This is a genomic window from Kitasatospora sp. NPDC043950 (genome assembly GCF_056435345.1).
On the sequence record NZ_JBWKER010000017.1, the window covers coordinates 78,099 to 98,660 of the forward strand.

At 75.0% G+C, this 20,562-nt stretch carries 7 protein-coding genes; 6 read left to right on the forward strand and 1 reads right to left on the reverse strand.

Annotation, left to right across the window (positions count from 1 at the left end):
• Positions 1 to 19: 19 nt before the first annotated feature.
• The 6 genes from AC07BF_RS14135 (at position 20) to AC07BF_RS14160 (ending at position 17,153) form a co-directional block, all read left to right on the forward strand.
• Entirely contained in the window at positions 20 to 232 is a 213-nt protein-coding gene (locus tag AC07BF_RS14135; protein ID WP_063350320.1) for an MbtH family protein, read from the forward strand.
• Positions 233 to 240: 8 nt separating this feature from the next.
• Positions 241 to 1,236: a TauD/TfdA family dioxygenase gene (locus AC07BF_RS14140; RefSeq protein WP_363586027.1), complete on the forward strand. Its 996-nt coding sequence runs from the start codon at positions 241 to 243 to the stop codon at positions 1,234 to 1,236.
• 45 nt (positions 1,237 to 1,281) lie between these two features.
• Positions 1,282 to 14,541: a non-ribosomal peptide synthetase gene (locus AC07BF_RS14145; RefSeq protein ID WP_478333406.1), complete on the forward strand. Its 13,260-nt coding sequence runs from the start codon at positions 1,282 to 1,284 to the stop codon at positions 14,539 to 14,541.
• Between the two features lie 6 nt (positions 14,542 to 14,547).
• Positions 14,548 to 15,870 (forward strand): MFS transporter, encoded by a 1,323-nt coding sequence (locus tag AC07BF_RS14150; protein ID WP_363629436.1) that lies wholly within the window; start codon positions 14,548 to 14,550, stop codon positions 15,868 to 15,870.
• A 92-nt stretch (positions 15,871 to 15,962) separates the two neighbouring features.
• Positions 15,963 to 16,775: a dimethylargininase gene (gene ddaH, locus AC07BF_RS14155; RefSeq protein ID WP_400985934.1), complete on the forward strand. Its 813-nt coding sequence runs from the start codon at positions 15,963 to 15,965 to the stop codon at positions 16,773 to 16,775.
• Between the two features lie 135 nt (positions 16,776 to 16,910).
• Entirely contained in the window at positions 16,911 to 17,153 is a 243-nt protein-coding gene (locus tag AC07BF_RS14160; RefSeq protein ID WP_363589313.1) for a hypothetical protein, read from the forward strand.
• Between the two features lie 83 nt (positions 17,154 to 17,236).
• On the opposite strand, the gene AC07BF_RS14165 is transcribed toward AC07BF_RS14160, so the two are convergent.
• On the reverse strand, positions 17,237 to 20,413 hold the full coding sequence (locus AC07BF_RS14165) for an AfsR/SARP family transcriptional regulator (RefSeq protein WP_478333407.1): 3,177 nt from the start codon (positions 20,411 to 20,413) through the stop codon (positions 17,237 to 17,239).
• Positions 20,414 to 20,562: the final 149 nt, after the last annotated feature.

Here is a 20,562-nt window from a genome sequence, read left to right on the forward strand (position 1 = left end):
GCAACCCAAGGAGGACACCATGAGCAACCCGTTCGAGGACGACAACGCCGGCTACCTGGTGCTGGTCAACGACGAGAACCAGCACTCGCTGTGGCCGGTCTGGATCGACGTGCCGGCCGGCTGGACCACCGTCCACGGCGAGGACACCCGCCAGGGCTGCCTCGACCACATCGAGGCCAACTGGACCGACATCCGGCCCGCCAGCCTGACCGCCTCCCTCGCCCGGCAGTGAGCGCGACCATGCTGACCTGGGAACTGAACCCCGGCCGTCCGGCCCTCGCGCACGCCCCGCGCACCGCCGACATCGGCGAGGCCCGCGCATGGCTGCGCGAGAACGAGGCCGAGCTCACCGAAGCCCTGCACCGGCACGGCACGATCTTCCTGCGCGGCCTGCCGGTCGCGAGCACCGAGGACGTCGCCGCCGTGCGCGACGTCCTCATCCCCGAGCGCACCCCCTACCGGGAGAAGGCCACCCCGCGCAGCGACTACGGCAACGGCGTCTTCTCCTCCACCGACCTGCCGTCGCCCCAGCCGATCCGGATGCACAACGAGAACAGCTACACCCTCACCTTCCCGGGCCGGCTGCTCTTCGCCTGCCTGACCGCCCCCGAGGAGGGCGGCGCCACCCCGACCGCCGACTGCCGCCAGGTGCTCGACCACCTGCCCGCGCACCTGGTCGAGCGGATGCGGACGTCCGGCTGGACGCTCACCCGCAACTACTCGGACTACGTCTCCCTGGGCTGGCGCACCGCCTTCGCCACCGAGGACCGGGCCGAGGTCGAGGCCTACTGCCGGGAGAACGGCATCACCTGGGAGTGGCTGCCGGACGGCAACCTGCGCACCGGCCAGCTGCGCCCCGGCACCATCCACCACCCGGCGACCGGCGAGGAGGTCTGGTTCAACCACCTCGCCTTCTGGAGCGAGTGGTCGCTCGACCCGGACATCCGCGAGGCGATGACCGACGAGTTCGGCCCGGACGGCTTCCCGTTCAACACCGGCTTCGGGGACGGCGAACCCCTGGAGCGCGCCGACGTCGACGCCCTCAACGAGGCGTACCACGCCGCGACCGTGCGCGAGCGCTGGCAGGTCGGCGACGTGATGCTGGTCGACAACGTGCTGTGCGCGCACGGCCGGGACCCGTACCGCGGCGACCGCAGGATCGCCGTCGCGATGGGGCAGCCCCTCGACGTCCTGGACTGCCGGCCCAGCGTCCGGCCCACCCTGGCCGTCGCCTGACCGTCCCAGACCACCCCGTGCCGTGACGTGAGTAGAGGAAGCACCGTGATCCCGGTTTCGTACGCACAGCAGCGTCTCTGGCTGATCGACCAGATCGAGGGGCCGACCGCGCTGTACAACCTTCCGTTCGCCCTGCGCCTGCGCGGCGAGCTCGACACCGCCGCGCTGCGCGCCGCGACGGTGGACGTGGTCGCCCGGCACGAGGCCCTGCGTACGGTGTTCCCGGTGGCCGGGGGAGTCCCGGTGCAGCAGATCCTGCCGGCCGAGGAGGCGCAGCCGCGCTTCCTGGTCGTGGACTGCGCACCGGACGACTACCCCGCCCGCCGGGACGCGGCCGCCGCCGAGACCTTCGAGCTGAGCCGCGAACTGCCCATCCGGGTCACGGTGTTCACCCTCGCTCCGACCGAGCACGTGCTGCTCGTCGTCCTGCACCACATCGCCGGCGACGGCTGGTCGCTCGGCCCGCTGCTGCGCGACCTCGCCACCGCCTACCGGGCCCGGCTCGTCGGCCGCGCCCCCCACTGGGAGCCGCTGCCCGTCCAGTACGCCGACTACGCGCTCTGGCAGCGCGACCTGCTCGGCGACGAGCGCGACCCCGAGAGCCTGCTCGCCCGCCAACTCGACCACTGGCGAACCGCGCTGGCCGGCCTCCCGGAGGAACTGGAGCTGCCGACGGACCGCCCCCGGCCGCCCGCCCCCACCGGCGCCGCCGACTCCGTCGACCTCACCTGGGGCGCCGACCTGCACAGCGCCCTGCTCGACCTCGCCCGCGCGCACCGCACCACCCTGTTCACCGTCCTCCAGGCCGGCCTGGCCGCACTGTTCACCAGGCTCGGCGCCGGCACCGACGTCCCGCTCGGCACCGGCCTCGCCGGCCGCGCCGACGAGGCCCTGGACGACCTGGTCGGCTTCTTCGTCAACTCCCTCGTGCTGCGCGCCGACACGTCCGGCGACCCGAGCTTCGCCGAGCTGCTCGGCCGCGTCCGGGAGGCCCAGCTCGACGCCTTCGCCCACCAGGACATCCCCTTCGAGCGCCTCGTCGAGGAGCTCAACCCGACCCGCGCCCTCGGCCGCCACCCGCTGTTCCAGACCCTGCTGGTGCTCCAGAACCACGGACAGGACGCCGAACTCGACCTGCCCGGGCTGGAGTCCGCACCCGAACCGATCGGCCTGCGGGTCGCCAAGTTCGACCTCAACATCGGCATCGCCGAACGCCACGGCCCCGACGGCGCCCCCGCCGGGCTCACCGGCTCGATCGAGTACGCCGCCGACCTCTACGACCACACCACCGTCGCCGCCCTGGCCGACCGGCTCGGCCTGCTGCTGACCGGTGCCGCCGCCGACCCGCACGCCCCCATCGCCACCCTCGACGTCCTCGCCCCCGAGGAGCGCACCCGCATCCTCACCGAGTGGAACGCCACCGGCGCCCCGGGCCGGCCCGGGACCCTCGCCGAGTCCTTCGAGCGCCAGGCCGACCGCACCCCGCACGCCACCGCCCTCGCCCACGACGGCGGCACCCTCGGCTACGCCGAACTCGACGCCCGGGCCAACCGCCTCGCCCACCACCTGATCGCCCTCGGCGTCGGCACCGAGACCCCCGTCGCGATGCTGATGGAGCGCTCCGTCGACGTCGTCGTCGCCACCCTGGCGATCCTCAAGGCCGGCGGCTGCTACGTGCCCATGCACCCCGGCCTGCCGCCCGAGCGGATGACCGACGTGCTCGCCGACACCGGCGCCCCCGTGCTGCTCACCGACCGCGCCGACCCGGGCTTCCCGCACCGGGCCGTGGTGGTCCGCCCCGGCGACGAGGCGGCCGCCCCCGCCCACCGCCCCGGCGTGCCCGTCCACCCGGACCAGCTCGCCTACGCGATGTACACCTCCGGCTCCACCGGCCGCCCCAAGGGCGTCGCCGTCCGCCACCGCGACGTCCTCGACCTCGCCGCCGACCGGCGCTGGCAGGACGGCCGGCACGAGCGGGTCCTGCTGCACTCCCCGCACGCCTTCGACGCCGCCACCTACGAGATCTGGACGCCCCTGCTGGCCGGCGGCACCGTCGTGGTGGCCCCGCCCGGCGCCCTCGACGCCACCTCCCTGCACGCCGTCACCACCCGCCACGACGTCACCGCCGTCTTCCTCACCAAAGCCCTGTTCGACCTCGTCGCCGAGCAGGCCCCGCAGACCTTCGCCGCCCTGCGGGTCGTCTGCACCGGCGGCGAGGCCGCCTCCGGCACCCTGATGCGGCGCGTCCTGGACGCCTGCCCCGACCTGCTGCTCGCCCACGTCTACGGGCCCACCGAGACCACCACCTTCGCGACCCACCACCCGCTCGTCCACGCCGACCTCGACGGCCCCCGGGTGCCGATCGGCGGCCCGCTCGACGCCATGCGCAGCTACGTCCTCGACGCCCGGCTGTGCCCCGTCCCGCCCGGCGTCCCGGGAGAGCTGTACATCGCCGGTGCCGGGCTGGCCCGGGGCTACCTGAACCGTCCGGGCCTGACCGCCGAGCGGTTCGTCGCCTGCCCGTACGCGCCCGGGGAGAGGATGTACCGCACCGGCGACCTGGTGCGGCTGCGCGCCGACGGCGCCGTGGAGTTCCTCGGCCGGATCGACGGCCAGGTCAAGCTGCGCGGCTTCCGGATCGAACTCGGCGAGATCGAGGCGGCGCTCTCCCGCCACCCCGCCGTGCGCCAGGTCATCGTGATCGCCCGTGAGGACCGCCCCGGCGACACCCGGCTGGTCGCCTACTGCACCGCCGACGCCTCGCTCACCCCGGCCGAGCTGCGCACCTTCGCCGGCACCACGCTGCCCGGCTACATGGTCCCCGCCGCCGTCGTCCTGCTCGACGCGCTGCCGCTCAACGCCAACGGCAAGGTCGACCGCCGGGCCCTGCCCGCCCCGGACGTCGCTGCCGACGGCACCGGCCGCGAGCCCCGCGACGAGCGCGAACGGGCTCTGTGCGAGCTCTTCGGCGACCTGCTCGGCATCGACGACATCACCATCGACGACGACTTCTTCGCCCTCGGCGGCCACTCGCTGCTCGCCACCCGCCTCACCGGGCGGGCCCGCGCCGAACTCGGCATCGAACTCGCCATCGGCGACCTCTTCCAGGCCCCCACCGTCGCCGGGCTCACCGACCGGCTCGCCGACCGCGCGGCCGACGTGCCCGCCCCGGCCCGCCCGGCGCTGCGGCCCGGCCCCCGGCCCGACCGGGTGCGGCTCTCCTTCGCCCAGCGCCGCCTCTGGTTCCTCGCCCAGGCCGAGGGCCCCGCCGCCACCTACAACGTGACCCTCGCCCTGAGGCTGCGCGGCCCGCTCGACCCCGCCGCCCTGGCCGACGCCCTCGGCGACACCGTCCGGCGGCACGAGGCCCTGCGCACCGTCTTCGCCGTCCACGACGGCACCCCCCACCAGCACATCCTCGGCGGGCCGACCGCCCCGCTGCTCACCACCACCGACCGGCCGGTGGACGAACTCGCCCGCCACACCTTCGACCTGGCCGCCGACCTGCCCCTGCACGCCTACCTGCGGCCCGAGGGCCCGGACGAGCACGTCCTGGTCCTCGTCCTGCACCACATCGCCGGGGACGGCGCCTCGCTGGGCCCGCTCTACCGCGACCTCACCGACGCCTACCGGGCCCGGCTCGCCGGCCGCGCCCCCGACGGCGAGCCGCTGCCCGTCCAGTACGCCGACTACGCGCTCTGGCAGCACGCCCTGCTCGGCGACGAGGACGACCCGCAGAGCCTGGCCGCCCGCCAACTCGCCTACTGGCGGGACGCGCTGGCCGACCTGCCGGAGGAGCTGCCGCTGCCCGTGGACCGCCCCCGGCCGCCGGTCGCCACCCACCGCGGCGCCGTCGTCCCGCTGGAACTCGACGCCGAACTGCACGCCCGCCTCGGCGAGCTCGCCGCCCAGCACGGCGCGACCCTGTTCATGGTCCTCCAGGCCGCCTACGCCACCCTGCTGCACCGCTTCGGCGCCGGTACCGACCTGCCGATCGGCACTCCGGTCGCCGGCCGCCTCGACGAGGCCGTCACCGACCTGGTCGGCTACTTCGCCAACACCCTGGTGCTGCGCACCGACCTCTCCGGCCGGCCGGGCTTCGCCGAACTGCTGCGCCGCGTCCGGGACACCGACCTCGCGGCGTACGAGCACCAGGACACGCCGTTCGAGCGCCTCGTCGAGGAGCTCAACCCGGTCCGCTCGCTGGCCCGGCACCCGCTGTTCCAGGTGATGCTGACCTTCGCCACCGCCGCCGAGGCCGGACCGTCCTTCCCCGGTGTGGCGGCGGCGGAGGAGCCCGTCGACTACGGCACCGCCAAGTTCGACCTCAAGCTGTCGCTGACCGAGCGCCACCGCGCGGACGGGACCCCGGGCGGGCTCGCGGGCGGGCTGGAGTACGCCACCGACCTGTTCGACCGGGAGACGGCGGAACGGCTGGGCGCCGCGCTGGTCCTGATCCTGCGGCAGGCCGCCGCCGACCCGGACCTGGCCGTCACCGCCGCCGAGGTCCTGCCCGAGGCCGAGCGGGCCGCGCTGACGGCCGGCCCCGCGTCGGCCGGGGAACCGCCGCTGCTCCCGGCCGTGTTCGAGGCCCGGGCCGCGGCCACCCCGGAGGCGGTGGCGCTGGTCCACGCGGGCACCGCGCTGACCTTCGCGGAGCTGAACGCGCGGGCCAACCGGCTGGCGCACCGGCTGATCGCCGCCGGGGTGGCCCCCGGATCGGTGGTGGCCCTCGCCCTGCCGCGCTCGGCGGAGACGGTGGTCGGGCTGCTGGCGGTGCTCAAGGCCGGCGGCGCCTACCTGCCGCTGGACGCCGAGTACCCGGCGGAGCGGACGGCGCACATGCTCGCGGACGCCGCGCCCGCCCTGGTGCTGACCGACGCCCGCTGGCCGCTGCCCGAACTGCTGGCCGCCCTGCCCGTCCTGGACGTCACGGACGAGCCCGGCCCGGCCCAGGACCCGAGGCCCCGCCTGCACGCGGCGGACGCCGCGTACGTGATCCACACCTCCGGCTCGACCGGCCGCCCCAAGGGCGTGCTGGTGCCGCACCGCAGCCTCGCGGCCCTGCTGGCCGGCCACCGGGCCACGATGATCGCGGACGCCGAGGCGGCGCACGGCCGGCTGCGGGCCGCGCTGACCGCGTCGCTCTGCTTCGACGCCTCGCTGGAGGTCGTGCTCTGGATGGTCGCCGGGCACGAGCTGCACCTGATCGGCGACGAGGTCCGCCGGGACGCCGCCCTGCTGGTCCGCCACGTGCGCGAGACCGGGATCGACACGCTGCACGTCACCCCCTCGTACGCCGAGCAACTGGTCGAGGAGGGCCTGCTGGAGGAGCCCGCGCCGAAGCTGCTGCTGCTCGGCGGGGAGGCCATCGGCCAGGGCCTGTGGAGCAGGCTGTGCGCGTCCCCGCTGACCGCCGGCCACACCATGTACGGCCCCACCGAGTCCACCGTGCACGCCCTCACCCGGCCGCTCGACGGCACCCAGCGGCCGGTGCTCGGCCGGACGGTCGCCGGGACCGCCGGGTACGTGCTGGACGAGTACCTGAACCCGGTGCCGGTCGGCGTCCCCGGGGAGCTGTACCTGGCGGGGGCCGGGCTGGCCCGGGGTTACCTGAATCGGCCGGGGCTGACCGCCGAGCGTTTCGTCGCCAGCCCGTTCGCGGCGGGCTCGAGGATGTACCGCACCGGGGACCTGGTCCGCCGCACCCGCGACGGCGAGCTGGAGTACCTCGGCCGCACCGACCACCAGGTCAAGGTTCGCGGCTTCCGGATCGAACTCGGCGAGATCGAGAGCGTCCTGGCCGCGCACCCGCAGGTGCACCGGGCCGCCGTCCTGCCCGACGACAGCGGCCTGCGCCTGGTCGCCTACGTGGTCGCCGACGGCCCCCTCGACCCGGCCGGACTGCGCGCCTTCGCCGCGGAGACACTGCCCGGCTACATGCTCCCGGCCGCCATCGTGCCGCTGCCCGCCCTGCCGCTGAACGCCAACGGCAAACTGGACCGTGCCGCGCTCCCGGCCCCGGACTTCGCCGCCCTCGCCGGCGGCCGGGCCGCCCGCACCCCGCAGGAGGAGATCCTCTGCGGCCTGCTCGCCGAGGTGCTCGGCCTGGACGCGGTCGGCGCCGACGACGACTTCTTCGCCCTCGGCGGGCACTCGCTGCTCGCCACCCGGCTGCTGAGCCGGGTCCGGGGCGCGCTGGGTGCGGAGTTGGGCATCCGGGACGTCTTCGAGGCGCCGACCGCGGCCGGGCTCGCCGGCCGCCTCGACGCGGGCTGCGACCGGCTCGCGCTGAGCGCCCGGGCCGAGCGGCCCGAGCGGGTGCCGCTGTCCTTCGCGCAGCAGCGGCTCTGGCTGATCGACCGGATGGAAGGCCCGAGCGCCCTCTACAACTCGCCGCTGGCCCTGCGGTTGGCCGGGGAGCTGGACGCCGCGGCCCTGGAACTCGCCCTCGGCGACCTGGTGGCCCGGCACGAGAGCCTGCGCACGGTGATCGTCGAGACCGACGGCGAGCCCCACCAGCTGATCCGCCCGGCCGACGCGGCGGCGGTGCCCTTCGACGTCCGGGACTGCCCGGCCGACGAGGTCGCCGAGGCCGTCGACGCGGCCTCTCGCCGGGCCTTCGACCTGGCCACCGAACTCCCGCTCCGGGCCGTCCTGCTGCGCACCGCCGACCAGGACCACGTGCTGGTCCTGGTACTGCACCACATCGCGAGCGACGGCTGGTCGACGGGCCCGCTGCTGCGCGATCTCGCCGAGGCCTACGCGGCCCGGGCGGCGGGCACCGCGCCCGATCGGGCGCCGCTGCCGGTGCAGTACGCGGACTACGCGCTCTGGCAGCAAGAGCTGCTCGGCGAGGAGGTCGATCCGGAGAGCCTGGCCGCCCGCCAACTCGCCTACTGGCGGGACGCGCTGGCCGACCTCCCGGAGGAGCTGACGCTGCCGGCGGACCGCCCCCGGGGCGCCGTCGCCAGCCACCACGGTGACCGGGTGTCGCAACTCCTGGGTGCCGAACTCCACCGCGAACTGGTCGCGTTGGCGCGCTCGCAGCGGGTGACGGTGTTCATGGCCCTCCAGGCCGCCCTCGCCGCCCTGCTCACCCGGCTCGGCGCGGGCACCGACGTGCCGATCGGTTCGGTGGTGGCCGGGCGGTCCGACGAGGCGCTGGACGACCTGGTCGGCTTCTTCGTCAACACCCTGGTGCTGCGCACCGACACCTCGGGCGATCCGAGCTTCACCGAACTGCTGGCCCGCGTCCGGGAGACCGACCTCGGTGCCTACGCGCACCAGGACGTGCCGTTCGAGCGGCTGGTGGAGGAGCTGAACCCGGCCCGCTCGCTGGCCCGCCACCCGCTCTTCCAGGTCATGCTGGTGCTCCAGAACAACGAGCAGGCCGACGCGTCGCCCACCGGCCTGTGGGGCGAGGCGCTGCCGGCGGCCACCGGAGTCGCCAAGTTCGACCTCAACCTGATCGCCCAGGAGTCCTTCGACCCGGAGGGCGAACCCGCCGGGATCGACTGCGCGCTCGACTTCGCGACGGACCTCTTCGACCGGGAGACGGCCGAGACGGTCGTCCGCCACTTCGCGCGGCTGCTGACGGCGGCCGTCCAGCGGCCGGACACCCGGATCGGGCTGCTCCCGTTGATCACCCCGGTCGAGCGGGTCGAACTGCTGGGCGGGGTGGTGCCGTTGGCGGTGGAGGTGCCGTTGGTTCCGGCTGTGTTCGAGGCTCAGGCCGTGGCGACTCCGGAGGTGGTGGCGCTGGTCCACGGGGGCGTCGCGTTGACCTTCGCGGAGTTGGACGCGCGGGCGAACCGGTTGGCGCACCGGCTGATCGCCGCCGGGGTGGTCCCCGGGTCGGTGGTGGCGTTGGCGCTGCCGCGTTCGGTGGAGTCGGTGGTGGGGTTGCTGGCGGTGTTGAAGGCCGGTGGTGTCTACCTGCCGCTGGACCCGTCGTATCCGGCGGAGCGGACGGCGTACACGCTGGAGGATGCGGCGCCGGTGCTGGTGTTGAGTGACGGGCGCTGGCCGTTGCCGGAGGTGCTGGCGGGGTTGTCCGTTCTGGATGTCACGGATGTGCCCGGTCCGGAGGGGAGTCCGAGCCGTCGGCTGGGCGCGGCGGATGCGGCGTACGTGATCTACACGTCGGGCTCCACCGGTCGCCCCAAGGGCGTGGTGGTGTCGCACGGGAGTCTCGCGGCGCTGCTGGCGGGCCACCGGATGGAGCTGATGGCGGGTGAGGAGCGGCGGAGGGTCGCGTTGACGGCCTCGCTGTGCTTCGACGCTTCGTGGGACGGCGTGCTGTGGATGGTCGCCGGGCACGAGCTGCACCTGATCGGCGACGAGGTCCGCCGGGACGCCGCCCTGCTGGTCCGCCACGTGCGCGAGGCCGGAATCGGCGTCCTGGAGGTCACCCCTTCGTACGCCGAACAGCTCCTGGCAGAAGGACTGTTGGAAGCACCGGCGCCGGGCCTCCTGCTGCTGGGCGGTGAGGCCGTGGGCCAGGCGCTGTGGACGCGGTTGCGGGAGGCGCCGGGGACTCGGGCGTACAACCTGTACGGTCCGACGGAGTGCACCGTGGACGCGCTGGTGCAGCCGCTCGACGGCGCGGACCGGCCGGTGCTCGGCCGGACGGTCGCCGGGACTGCCGGGTACGTGCTGGACGAGCACCTGAACCCGGTGCCGGCGGGTGTTCCGGGGGAGTTGTACCTGGCGGGGGCCGGTCTGGCCCGGGGCTACCTGGGTCGCGCGGCGCTCACGGCGGAGCGTTTCGTCGCCAGCCCGTTCGCCGAGGGTACGAGGATGTACCGTACCGGGGACCTGGTCCGCCGCACCCGTGACGGCGAGCTGGAATACCTGGGCCGCACCGACGACCAGGTGAAGATCCGTGGCTTCCGGATCGAACTCGGCGAGATCGAGCAGGCGTTGACCCGCCACCCCGCCGTCCGCCAGACCGTGGTGACCGTTCGGGAGAGCAGCGAAGGAGACCGCCGGCTGGTCGCCTACTGCGCGGTGGACGGCGCCGCCGCCCCCGAACTCGCCCACGCGCTGCGCCGGTTCGCCGGCGAGTCGCTGCCCGGCTACATGGTGCCCGCCGCCGTGGTGCCGCTCGACGCCCTGCCGCTGACCGGCAGCGGCAAGGTCGACCGCCGTGCTCTGCCCGCCCCGGACTTCGCCGCCCTGGCGGCGGCCGGCGGCCGGACGGCCCGTAGCCCGCAGGAGGAGATCCTGTGCGGCCTGCTCGCCGAGGTGCTCGGCCTGGACGCGGTCGGCGCCGACGACGACTTCTTCGCGCTGGGCGGGCACTCGCTGCTCGCCACCCGGCTGCTGAGCCGGGTCCGGTCCGTGCTGGGTGTGGAGTTGGGTATCCGGGACGTCTTCGAGGCGCCGACCGCGGCCGGGCTCGCCGGCCGCCTCGACGCGGGCTGCGACCGGCTCGCGCTGAGCGCCCGGGCCGAGCGGCCCGAGCGGGTGCCGCTGTCCTTCGCGCAGCAGCGGCTCTGGCTGATCGACCGGATGGAGGGCCCGAGCGCCCTCTACAACCTGCCGCTCGTGCTCCGCGTGACGGGCGAGCTGGACGCCGCGGCCCTGGAGCTCGCCCTCGGCGACCTGGTGGCCCGGCACGAGAGCCTGCGCACGGTGATCGAGGAGGAGGACGGAACCCCGTACCAGCGGATCCGACCGGCCGAGGCGGCCCGCGTCCCCGTCGAGCCGCTGCCCGGCGGCACCGCGCCGGAGGCCTGCACCTCGCGCCCGTTCGACCTCGCCGCCGAACTGCCGATCCGGGCCCACCTGATCCCGGCCGGCCGGGACGAGCACCTGCTCGTCCTGGTGCTGCACCACATCGCCGGTGACGGCTGGTCGATGGGCCCGCTGCTGCGCGATCTCGCCGTGGCCTACGCGGCGCGGGTGGCGGGCGCCGCGCCCGAGCAGGCGCCGCTGCGGGTGCAGTACGCGGACTACGCGCTCTGGCAGCGTGAGCTGCTCGGCGAAGGCGAGGGCGAAGGCGAAGGCCAGGCCCAGGGCGGCCTCCTCAGTCGCCAACTCGCCTACTGGCGGGACGCGCTGGCCGACCTCCCGGAGGAGCTGGCGCTCCCGGCGGACCGCCCCCGGGGCGCCGTCGCCAGCCACCACGGCGACCGGATCGTCCATCCGCTGGGCGCCGAACTCCACCGCGAACTGGTGACGTTGGCGCGCTCGCAGCGGGTGACGATGTTCATGACCGTCCAGGCCGCCCTCGCCGCCCTGCTCACCCGGCTCGGCGCGGGCACCGACGTGCCGATCGGTTCGGTGGTGGCCGGGCGGTCCGACGAGGCGCTGGACGACCTGGTCGGCTTCTTCGTCAACACCCTGGTGCTGCGCACCGACACCTCGGGAGATCCGAGCTTCACCGAACTGCTGGCCCGCGTCCGGGAGACCCAACTCGACGCGCACGCACACCAGGACGTGCCGTTCGAGCGGCTGGTGGAGGAGCTGAACCCGGCCCGCTCGCTGGCCCGCCACCCGCTCTTCCAGGTCATGCTGGTGATGCAGGGCGACGGCGACGCGGCGCCGCTCGACGCGGCCGGTCTGGACGTCTCCGTCGAGCCGTCCGGTGGCGCGGTCGCCAAGTTCGACCTGAGCGTCGGCATCGGCGAGTCCTTCGACGCGGACGGCGCCCCAGCCGGCCTGGAGTGCGTGATCGACTTCGCCACCGACCTCTTCGACCGGGAGACGGCCGAGGCGATCGCCCTCCGGCTCGGCCGGCTGCTGGCGGCCGTGGCGGCCGAGCCGGACCAGCCGATCGGTCGGGCGGAGCTGCTGTCCCCGGTCGAGCGGGTCGAACTGCTGGGCGGGGTGGTGCCGTTGGAGGCGGAGGTGCCGTTGGTTCCGGCCGTGTTCGAGGCGCAGGCCGTGGCGACTCCGGAGGTGGTGGCGCTGGTCCACGGGGGCGTCGCGTTGACCTTCGCGGAGCTGGACGCGCGGGCGAACCGGTTGGCGCACCGGCTGATCGCCGCCGGGGTGGTCCCCGGGTCGGTGGTGGCGTTGGCGCTGCCGCGTTCGGTGGAGTCGGTGGTGGGGTTGCTGGCGGTGTTGAAGGCCGGTGGCGTCTACCTGCCGCTGGACCCGTCGTACCCGGCGGAGCGGACGGCGTACACGCTGGAGGATGCGGCGCCGGTGCTGGTGCTGAGTGACGGGCGCTGGCCGTTGCCGGAGGTGCTGGCGGGGCTGTCCGTTCTGGATGTCACGGATGTGCCCGGTCCGGAGGGGAGTCCGAGCCGTCGGCTGGGCGCGGCGGATGCGGCGTACGTGATCTACACGTCGGGCTCCACCGGTCGCCCCAAGGGCGTGGTGGTGTCGCACGGGAGCCTCGCGGCGCTGCTGGCGGGCCACCGGATGGAGCTGATGGCGGGTGAGGAGCGGCGGAGGGTCGCGTTGACGGCCTCGCTGTGCTTCGACGCTTCGTGGGACGGCGTGCTGTGGATGGTCGCCGGGCACGAGCTGCACCTGATCGGCGACGACCTGCGCCTCGACGCGGCCGCCCTGGTCCGCCACGTCGGCACGCACGGCCTCGACGTGGTGAACTCCACCCCGTCCTTCGCGGCCCAACTGGTCGAGGAGGGACTGCTCGACGCCCCCGCCCCGAAGCTCGTGCTGCTGGGCGGTGAGGCCGTCGGTCAGGCGCTGTGGACGCGGTTGCGGGAGGCGCCGGGGACCCGGGCGTACAACCTGTACGGTCCGACGGAGTCCACCGTGGACGCGCTGGTGCAGCCGCTCGACGGCACCCAGCGGCCGGTGCTCGGCCGGACGGTCGCCGGGACCGCCGGGTACGTGCTGGACGAGCACCTGAACCCGGTGCCGGCCGGTGTCCCCGGGGAGTTGTACCTGGCGGGGGCCGGTCTGGCCCGGGGCTACCTGGGCCGCGCGGCGCTCACGGCGGAGCGTTTCGTCGCCAGCCCGTTCGCCGAGGGTACGAGGATGTACCGTACCGGGGACCTGGTCCGCCGCACCCGTGACGGCGAGCTGGAATACCTGGGCCGCACCGACGACCAGGTGAAGATCCGTGGCTTCCGGATCGAACTCGGCGAGATCGAGCAGGCGTTGACCCGCCACCCGGAGGTCGCCGCAGCCGTCGTCCGACCGGACGACAGCGGCACCCGGCTGGTCGCCTACCTGGTCACCGACCGTCCGCTCGACCCGGCCGGGCTGCGGGCCTTCACCGCCGAGTCCCTACCCGCCCACATGGTGCCCGCCGCCTTCGTCGCGCTGCCCGCCCTGCCGCTGACCGGCAGCGGCAAGGTCGACCACCGCGCTCTGCCCGCACCGGACTTCGCCGCCCTGCCGGCCGGCCGCCCGGCCCGCACCCCACGGGAGCGCCTGCTGTGCACACTGTTCGCCGAGACCCTCGGCCTGGAGCGGGTCGGCATCGACGACGGCTTCTTCGACCTCGGCGGACACTCCCTGCTCGCTATGAAGCTGCTCTCCCGGATCCGCACCGCCCTCGGCGTCGACCTCGGCATGCGGGCGCTGTTCGAGGCGCCGACCGTGGCCGGGCTCGACCGCCGGCTCGACCAGGGCCCGGCGGCCGACGCCCTGGACGTCCTGCTGCCGCTGCGCACCGGCGGCGACCGGGCCCCGCTGTTCTGCGTCCACCCGGCGGCCGGCATCAGCTGGGTCTACTCCGGGCTGCTGCGCCACCTCGACCCCGAGCTGCCGGTGTACGGCCTCCAGGCCCGTGGCCTGCGCGGTGGGGCGCCGGCGAGCGTCGCCGAGATCGCCGAGGACTACGTGCGGCAGATCCGCGCGGTGCACCCGTCCGGCCCGTACCACCTGCTGGGCTGGTCCTTCGGCGCGGTGGTCGCCCAGGAGATGGCGGTCCGGCTGCGGGCCGAGGGCGCGCCGGTCGGCCTGCTGGCCCTGTTGGACGGCGCCCCGGCGGTTCGCACGGACGCCGCCCCGCCCACCACCGAACCCGCCGACACGCTGGCCGAGTTGCTGCGCTCGCTGGGCTACGACCCGGCGGACGGCAGCGGCCAGGCCGACCTGGCGGCCGTGCTCGGCGAGGCCGCGGACGTCCTGCCCGAGGTGTTCGACCGGCACCGCAAGCTGATGGCCGAGCACCTGCCCGAGCAGTACCGGGGCGACGCCGTGTTCTTCGGCGCCACCCTCGCCAAGCCCGCCGACTGGCCGTACGAGCAGGCTTGGCGGCCCTATCTGGACGGCCGGATCGAGAGCCACCGCCTGGCCTGCGGGCACGGCGACCTGACCCGTCCGGAGTCCCTCGCACGGATCGCCGCCGTGCTCGCCGAGAAGCTTGGAGTGTGATCCGCGATGACCACCACCGTCCCCGCACCCGCCGCACCGCCGACCGGACCGCCCCGCGGCCGGTGGGGCCTGTGGGCCCACGGCGACTTCCGCCGGCTCTGGATCGGTGAGACCTCCAGCGGTCTCGGCACGGCCGTCGGGAGCGTGGCACTGGCCCTGGTCGCCGTCGTCACGCTGGACGCCGGCCCGCTCGCGGTCGGTGTGCTGAACGCCGCCGCCTGGCTGCCCTGGCTGTTCCTCGGCCTGCCGGCCGGCGCCTGGGTGGACCGCTGGCCGCGGCTGCGGGTGATGCTGGTCTGCGACCTGCTGCTGCTCCTGCTGTTCGCGAGCGTCCCGGTGGCCGGCTGGCTGGGCGTGCTCGGCATGCCGCAGCTGGTGGTGGTGGCCCTGCTCACCGGAGCCGTGAAGGTGTTCTTCTCCACCGCCTACGGGGCCGTGCTGCCGACCCTGGTCGGCAAGGAGGACCTGCTGGAGGGCAACGTCAAGCTGCGTTCCGGCGCCTCCGCGGCCGACATCGCGGGGCCGGGCGTGGCCGGTCTGCTGGCGCAGGCGTTCGGCGCGGCCAGCGGGCTGCTCGCGGACTCCGTCAGCTACGTGGTCTCCGCGATCTGCGTCAGCCGGATCCGGACGGTCGAGCAGCCGCCGCCGCGGTCCGCGCGGCGCGGCCTCCTGCGGGAGATCGGCGACGGGGTGCGCTTCCTGGCGCACGACCCGTACCTGCGGACGCTGGCGCTGTTCGGCGCCGTCGGCAACCTGGGGCTGAACGGCATCCAGGCGGTGCAGACGGTGTTCCTGATCCGGTCGGTCGGCGTCGAACCGGGCGCGGTGGGCATGGTGTTCGCGGTGGTCAGCGTCGGCGGCCTGGCCGGGGCGACGCTGGCCCGGCGGATCGCCCGCCGGCTCGGCAGCGCGCGCGGACTGCTGCTCTGCGAGCTGGTGGTGGCGCCGTTCATCCTCCTGCTGCCGCTCGCGGGGGAGCGGCTGCCGCTGGCGGTGTGCGCGCTCGCCTGGGCCGTCGCGGTGGGCGGGGTGATCGCCGGGAACGTGCTGGCGGGAAGCTTCAACCAGGCCTACTGCCCGCCGGAGATGATCGGCCGGATCCGGGCCAGCGCGGCGACCCTGAACTACGGTGCGATCCCCGTCGGCGCCCTGGCCGGCGGCTGGCTCGGCGAGGCGCTGGGCGCCCGCACCACCATCTGGATCATGGCGGGCGTGCTGCTCTCCGCCGGAGGGGTGCTGCTGGCGAGCCCGCTGCGGAGCCTGCGCGACTTCCCCGAGCGGCCCGAGCTGCCCGAGCTGCCCGAGCGCCCCGGGCGTCCCGTCTCCTGACCGGACCGCCGCAGCACCCGAACCGCCAGCCCTGCCCGTACCTGACCTGACCTGACCTGCCTGACCTTCCCTCCCGACCCATGGAGCCTCCCATGACCCGCACCGCCCGCCCGCGCCACTACCTGATGTGCCGTCCGACCCACTTCGAGGTCACCTACGCGATCAACCCGTGGATGGACCCGGCGAAGCCGGTCGACACCGACCTCGCCGTCGCCCAGTGGGAGCGGCTCCACGCCCTCTACGGCGAGCTCGGCCACCGGGTCGACCTGATCGACCCGCTGCCCGGCCTGCCCGACATGGTCTACGCCGCCAACGGCGCCACCGTGGTGGACGGCAAGGTGCTCGGCGCCCGCTTCCGCAACGCCGAGCGGGCCGCCGAGGGCCCGGCCTACCTGGAGTGGTTCCGCGCCCGGGGCTTCGAGACGCGCGATCCGGAGCACGTCAACGAGGGCGAGGGGGACCTGCTGCTGACCGCGAGCTCCGTGCTGGCCGGGCGGGGCTTCCGCAGCGTGGCCGACGGGCACGCGGAGGCCCAGGAGTTCTTCGGGCGCCCGGTGATCGGCCTGGAGCTGGTCGACCCGCGCTTCTACCACCTGGACACCGCGCTGGCCGTGCTGGACGGCGACGAGATCATGTACCACCCGGAGGCCTTCTCGGCCGGCAGCCGTGCCGTCCTGCGCCGGCTGTTCCCCGACGCCCTGCTGGTGGACGGCGCCGACGCGGCGGTGTTCGGCCTCAATGCCGTGAGCGACGGCCTGCACGTGGTGCTGCCGGAGGCGGCCGTCGGCCTGGCCGCGCGGCTGCGGGAGCGCGGGTTCCGGCCGATCGGGATGGACCTCAGCGAGCTGCTCAAGGGCGGTGGCAGCGTCAAGTGCTGCACCCTGGAGATCCGCGCGGCGGCCTGAACGACGGCCTCGACGGGCGGCCGTGATCAGTGGTGCTCGGCTGTAGATCCGCCGTTGAACGCTCCCGGCCAGACTGGTGGCACACCACGACGGAAGCCCTTCCCACCGGGGAAGCGAGCCAAGGGAGCACCAGAGATGACGCAGCGTCCGGCCACCGCCCCCACCCGCCTCCGGCTGTTCACGGTCGGTCTCGGGGTGGTCGTCGCCCTGGGCGCCGGCCTCTCCGCCACGGCCGCCGTGGCGGAGACGGCCGGCACCGGCACCGGGACGGCGACGGTGGTGAGCGGCGACGCGACGCCGACGCCCACCCCCGCCCAGCCCAGCCCCACCGGCACCGTCCACGGCAGCACCGGCGACTGGAACAGCACCGGCTCCTGACCGCACCAGTTCCTGACCGCACTGGCTCCTGACCGCACCGGAAAGCGGCAGGATCGATTCTTCAGTGACCGGTCATCAGCTCGTCAGCGGCCCGGCCCGCAGCTCGTCACCGGAGCGCCCGACGCCCCCCGGCCACCGCCCCGACGCCCGTCCGGGACGGACGGAGCCGACGACGTCGACGGAGCCGAAGAAGCCGAAGCAGCCGTAGCGGCCGAAGCGTTCGGACCCTCCCCCCGGGGCAGCAGCCCCGCCACCTCCTCCGCCTCCGGCAGCCCCAGCCGGACGAAGATCCGATGCGCCTCCCGCAGCCGGCCCCACGCCTCGGCCTCTCGCCCGAGGTCCGCCAGCGTTCGGCCCAGCACCACCAGCGCCTGGCCCTGGTCCCGCTCGGCCCCCAGCTCCTCGCACAGCGTCAGCGCCTGCCCGGCGTGCTCCAGCGCCTCGTCCGTCCGACCCAGCGAGCGCAGACTGTCCGCCATCCGGTAGCGGGCGTGCGCGGCCCGGGCCCGCAGCCCGGCCGCCGAGGCCACCGCCAGGCACTCGCCGAACCAGGTGACGGCCTCCTCGTGCCGCCCCAGCCCGTGCAGTGCCAGCCCCAGCACGTACAGCGTGTACGCCCGGCCGGGATCGTCGTGCCGGGTCCGCAGCTCGGCCAGTGCCTCGTGGCAGATCGGCACGGCCTCGGCGGCCCGCCCGCTGCGCACCCGGGCCAGCGCGGCGTTCACCGTCGTCACCAGCGCCCCGGAGCGGTGGCCGAGTTCGCGGGCCAGCAGCAGCGCCTCGTCGTAGTGCCCGACGGCCTCGTCGTAGCGGCTGAGGAACTGGCAGACCAGGCCGAGGTCGTTCAGCGCCTGGCGCAGGATCACCGTGTCGCCCGCCGAGCGGGAGGCGGCCACCGCCAGCCGGGAGGCCGCCTCGGCCTCCTCCAGCCGGGTGGCGGCCAGGGCGACGTTGCCGCGGAGGAAGTGCGCCCGACCAGCTGCCCGGTGGTCGGCGTGGTGGTCCGCGGCGGCGGCCAGGGCCTCCGCCGTACTGGCGAGCTGGCGGCTGGGCGGGGCGAGGACGAACGGCGTCAGCGCGATCAGCAGGTCGATCGCGGCGCGCAACGGGTCCGGTGCCGTGCCGTCGGCCGGGGCCGGCGCGGTGTCGTCCGCGACGGTCCAGCACGCCACCTGGGCGGCGAGCGCGATCGCCCCGGAACCCTCCGCCTCGGCCCAGGCCCGGGCGCCGTCCGGGCCGCCGAGGTCCACGCCCGCGCTGCGGGCCGGCCCGAGCGCACCGGCGGCCGGATCTCCCGGGACGGCGTGCTGGAAGGCCGCGCACGCGATGGCCAGCAGGTGGTCCAGCAGCCGGTCACGGGCCTCCACAGCCGCGCCCGGGTGGTCCGGGCGCCGCCGGGCGAAGGCGCGCAGCAGGTCGTGGTAGCGGTAGCGGCCGGGGAACGGCGACTCCATCATCGCCACGTCCACCAGGGACTCCAGCAGGTCCTCGGCGTCGTACTCGTCCAGGTCCAGCAGGGCGGCCGCGGCGGGCAGCCCGATGTCCGGGCCGTCCACCGAGGCGGCCAGCCGGAACGCCCGGGCCTGGGCGGGCGTCAACTGGCGGTAGCTCAGTTCGAAGGCGGCCTCCACCGCCAGGTCGCCGATGCGCAGCTCGTCGATCCGCCGCCGTTCGACCGCCAGCCGGCGGCCCAGCGTCTGGACCGTCCAGCTCGGCCGGGCGGCCAGCCGGGCCGCCACGATCCGCACCGCGAGCGGCAGGTGGCCGCAGACGAGCAGCAGCTCCCGGGCGGCCTCCGGCTCGGCGGCCAGCCGCTCGCCGCCGATCGTGCGGCCCAGCAGTTCGAGCGCCTCCGCCGGCTCGAACACGCCGAGGTCGGCCTGGACGGACGCGGGCAGGCCCGAGAGCCGGGTACGGCTGGTGGTGAGTACGGCGCAGCCGACCGCGCCCGGCAGCAGCGGTCTGATCTGCGCGGTGTCGTGGACGTTGTCGAGCACCAGCAGCAGCCGCCGGCCGTCGACCACCGAGCGGAACAGCGCCGAGCGGGCGTCCAGCCCCTCGGGCACCCCGTCGGCCGGCACGCCGAGCGCCACCAGGAAGCTGCTGAGCACCGCCTCCGGGTCGGCCGGCGTGGTGTCGGCGCCCCGCAGGTCGACGTAGAGCTGCCCGTCGGGGTAGGCGTCGCGGGCCCGGTGGGCGACGTGCAGGGCCAGCGCGGTCTTGCCGACCCCTCCCATGCCGACCACGGTCGCGATCACCAGCGCCTGCTGGTCCGGGGCGCCGAGGGCCTCGCCCAGCCGCTCGACCAGGACGGTGCGGCCGGTGAAGTCCGCCGCGTCGGGCGGCAGCTGGGCCGGTCTGGGCGACGCCGTGCTGGTGCCGGCGGGCGCGGCGGGCGCACCCGCCGCCGCGGGGCCGTCCGGCGGATCCTGCGCCTCGGGCCCGGGCCCGGCCGGCTTCACCGGGTTGGAAAGCAGCGCCACGGGCGGCGCCGGGGCGGCGAGCGACAGGTCGCCCTCCAGGATCCGCCGGTGCAGCTGGTCCAGGTCGGCCCCGGGCTCCACCCCCAGCTCGTCCAGGAACAACTGACGCACGCCCCGGTACACCGCCAGCGCGTCCGCCTGCCGCCCGGCCTGGTACAGCGCGCGCATCAGCAGCCCGTACGCCCGCTCGTGCAGCGGGTGCTCGGTGGTCAGCGCGGTCAGCTCCGGGATGCACCGGGAGAAGCGGCCCAGCGTCAGATCCAGGGCGATCCGTTCCTCCAGCAGGGTCAGCCGGAGCTCCTGCAACCGCTGGCGCTGCCGCTGCGCGAACGGGCCGGGGATGCCGGCCAGCGGCTCGCCCTGCCACAGCTCCAGCGCCTGGTTCAGCAGGTCACGCGCCTGCTGCGGCTGTCCGGCGGCCGCCGTGCGCTCGGCCTGCGCCGCCAGTTCCTCCCCTTGCGCCGCGTCCACGGAGTGCTTGGGCAGCACCAGCCGGTAGCCGTCCCCGACCGAGGTCAGCACGGTCGGCGCGTCCGGCTCGTCGCCGTGCAGGATCTTGCGCCACCGCCAGGCGTACGTCCGCACCGTCGTCACCGCGGTGCTCGGCGGCTCCTCACCCCACAGGGCGTCGATCAGGTCCGTGGCGCTCGCGCCGTGCCCCGGCCGGAGCAGCAGCACCGCCAGCATCGCCTGCTGCTGGGGACTGCCGACCTTCAGCACGGTCGTGCCGCGCTGCGCTCTCATCAACCCCAGCACCGAGAACCGGAAATCACCCATTCGTGCACCTGCCCGCTTCATGTGCCCGCCCCCGCCCACGCACGCGTCTGCCCCCCGATTGATGAGTCACTATCAACCCACGCCAGCCGGTGGGCTGTCGAGGGATCGTCGACCCCGTAGTGATCCGGTGTTGATCGCCCACCGTCACA

What these genes read in the sequence shown, in the direction of transcription:
- AC07BF_RS14150 (WP_363629436.1), top strand. Translation starts at nt 14,548, where the DNA reads ATGACCACCACCGTCCCCGCACCCGCCGCACCGCCGACCGGACCGCCC.
- AC07BF_RS14165 (WP_478333407.1), bottom strand. Translation starts at nt 20,413, where the DNA reads ATGGGTGATTTCCGGTTCTCGGTGCTGGGGTTGATGAGAGCGCAGCGC.
- ddaH (WP_400985934.1), top strand. Translation starts at nt 15,963, where the DNA reads ATGACCCGCACCGCCCGCCCGCGCCACTACCTGATGTGCCGTCCGACC.
- AC07BF_RS14140 (WP_363586027.1), top strand. Translation starts at nt 241, where the DNA reads ATGCTGACCTGGGAACTGAACCCCGGCCGTCCGGCCCTCGCGCACGCC.
- AC07BF_RS14160 (WP_363589313.1), top strand. Translation starts at nt 16,911, where the DNA reads ATGACGCAGCGTCCGGCCACCGCCCCCACCCGCCTCCGGCTGTTCACG.
- AC07BF_RS14135 (WP_063350320.1), top strand. Translation starts at nt 20, where the DNA reads ATGAGCAACCCGTTCGAGGACGACAACGCCGGCTACCTGGTGCTGGTC.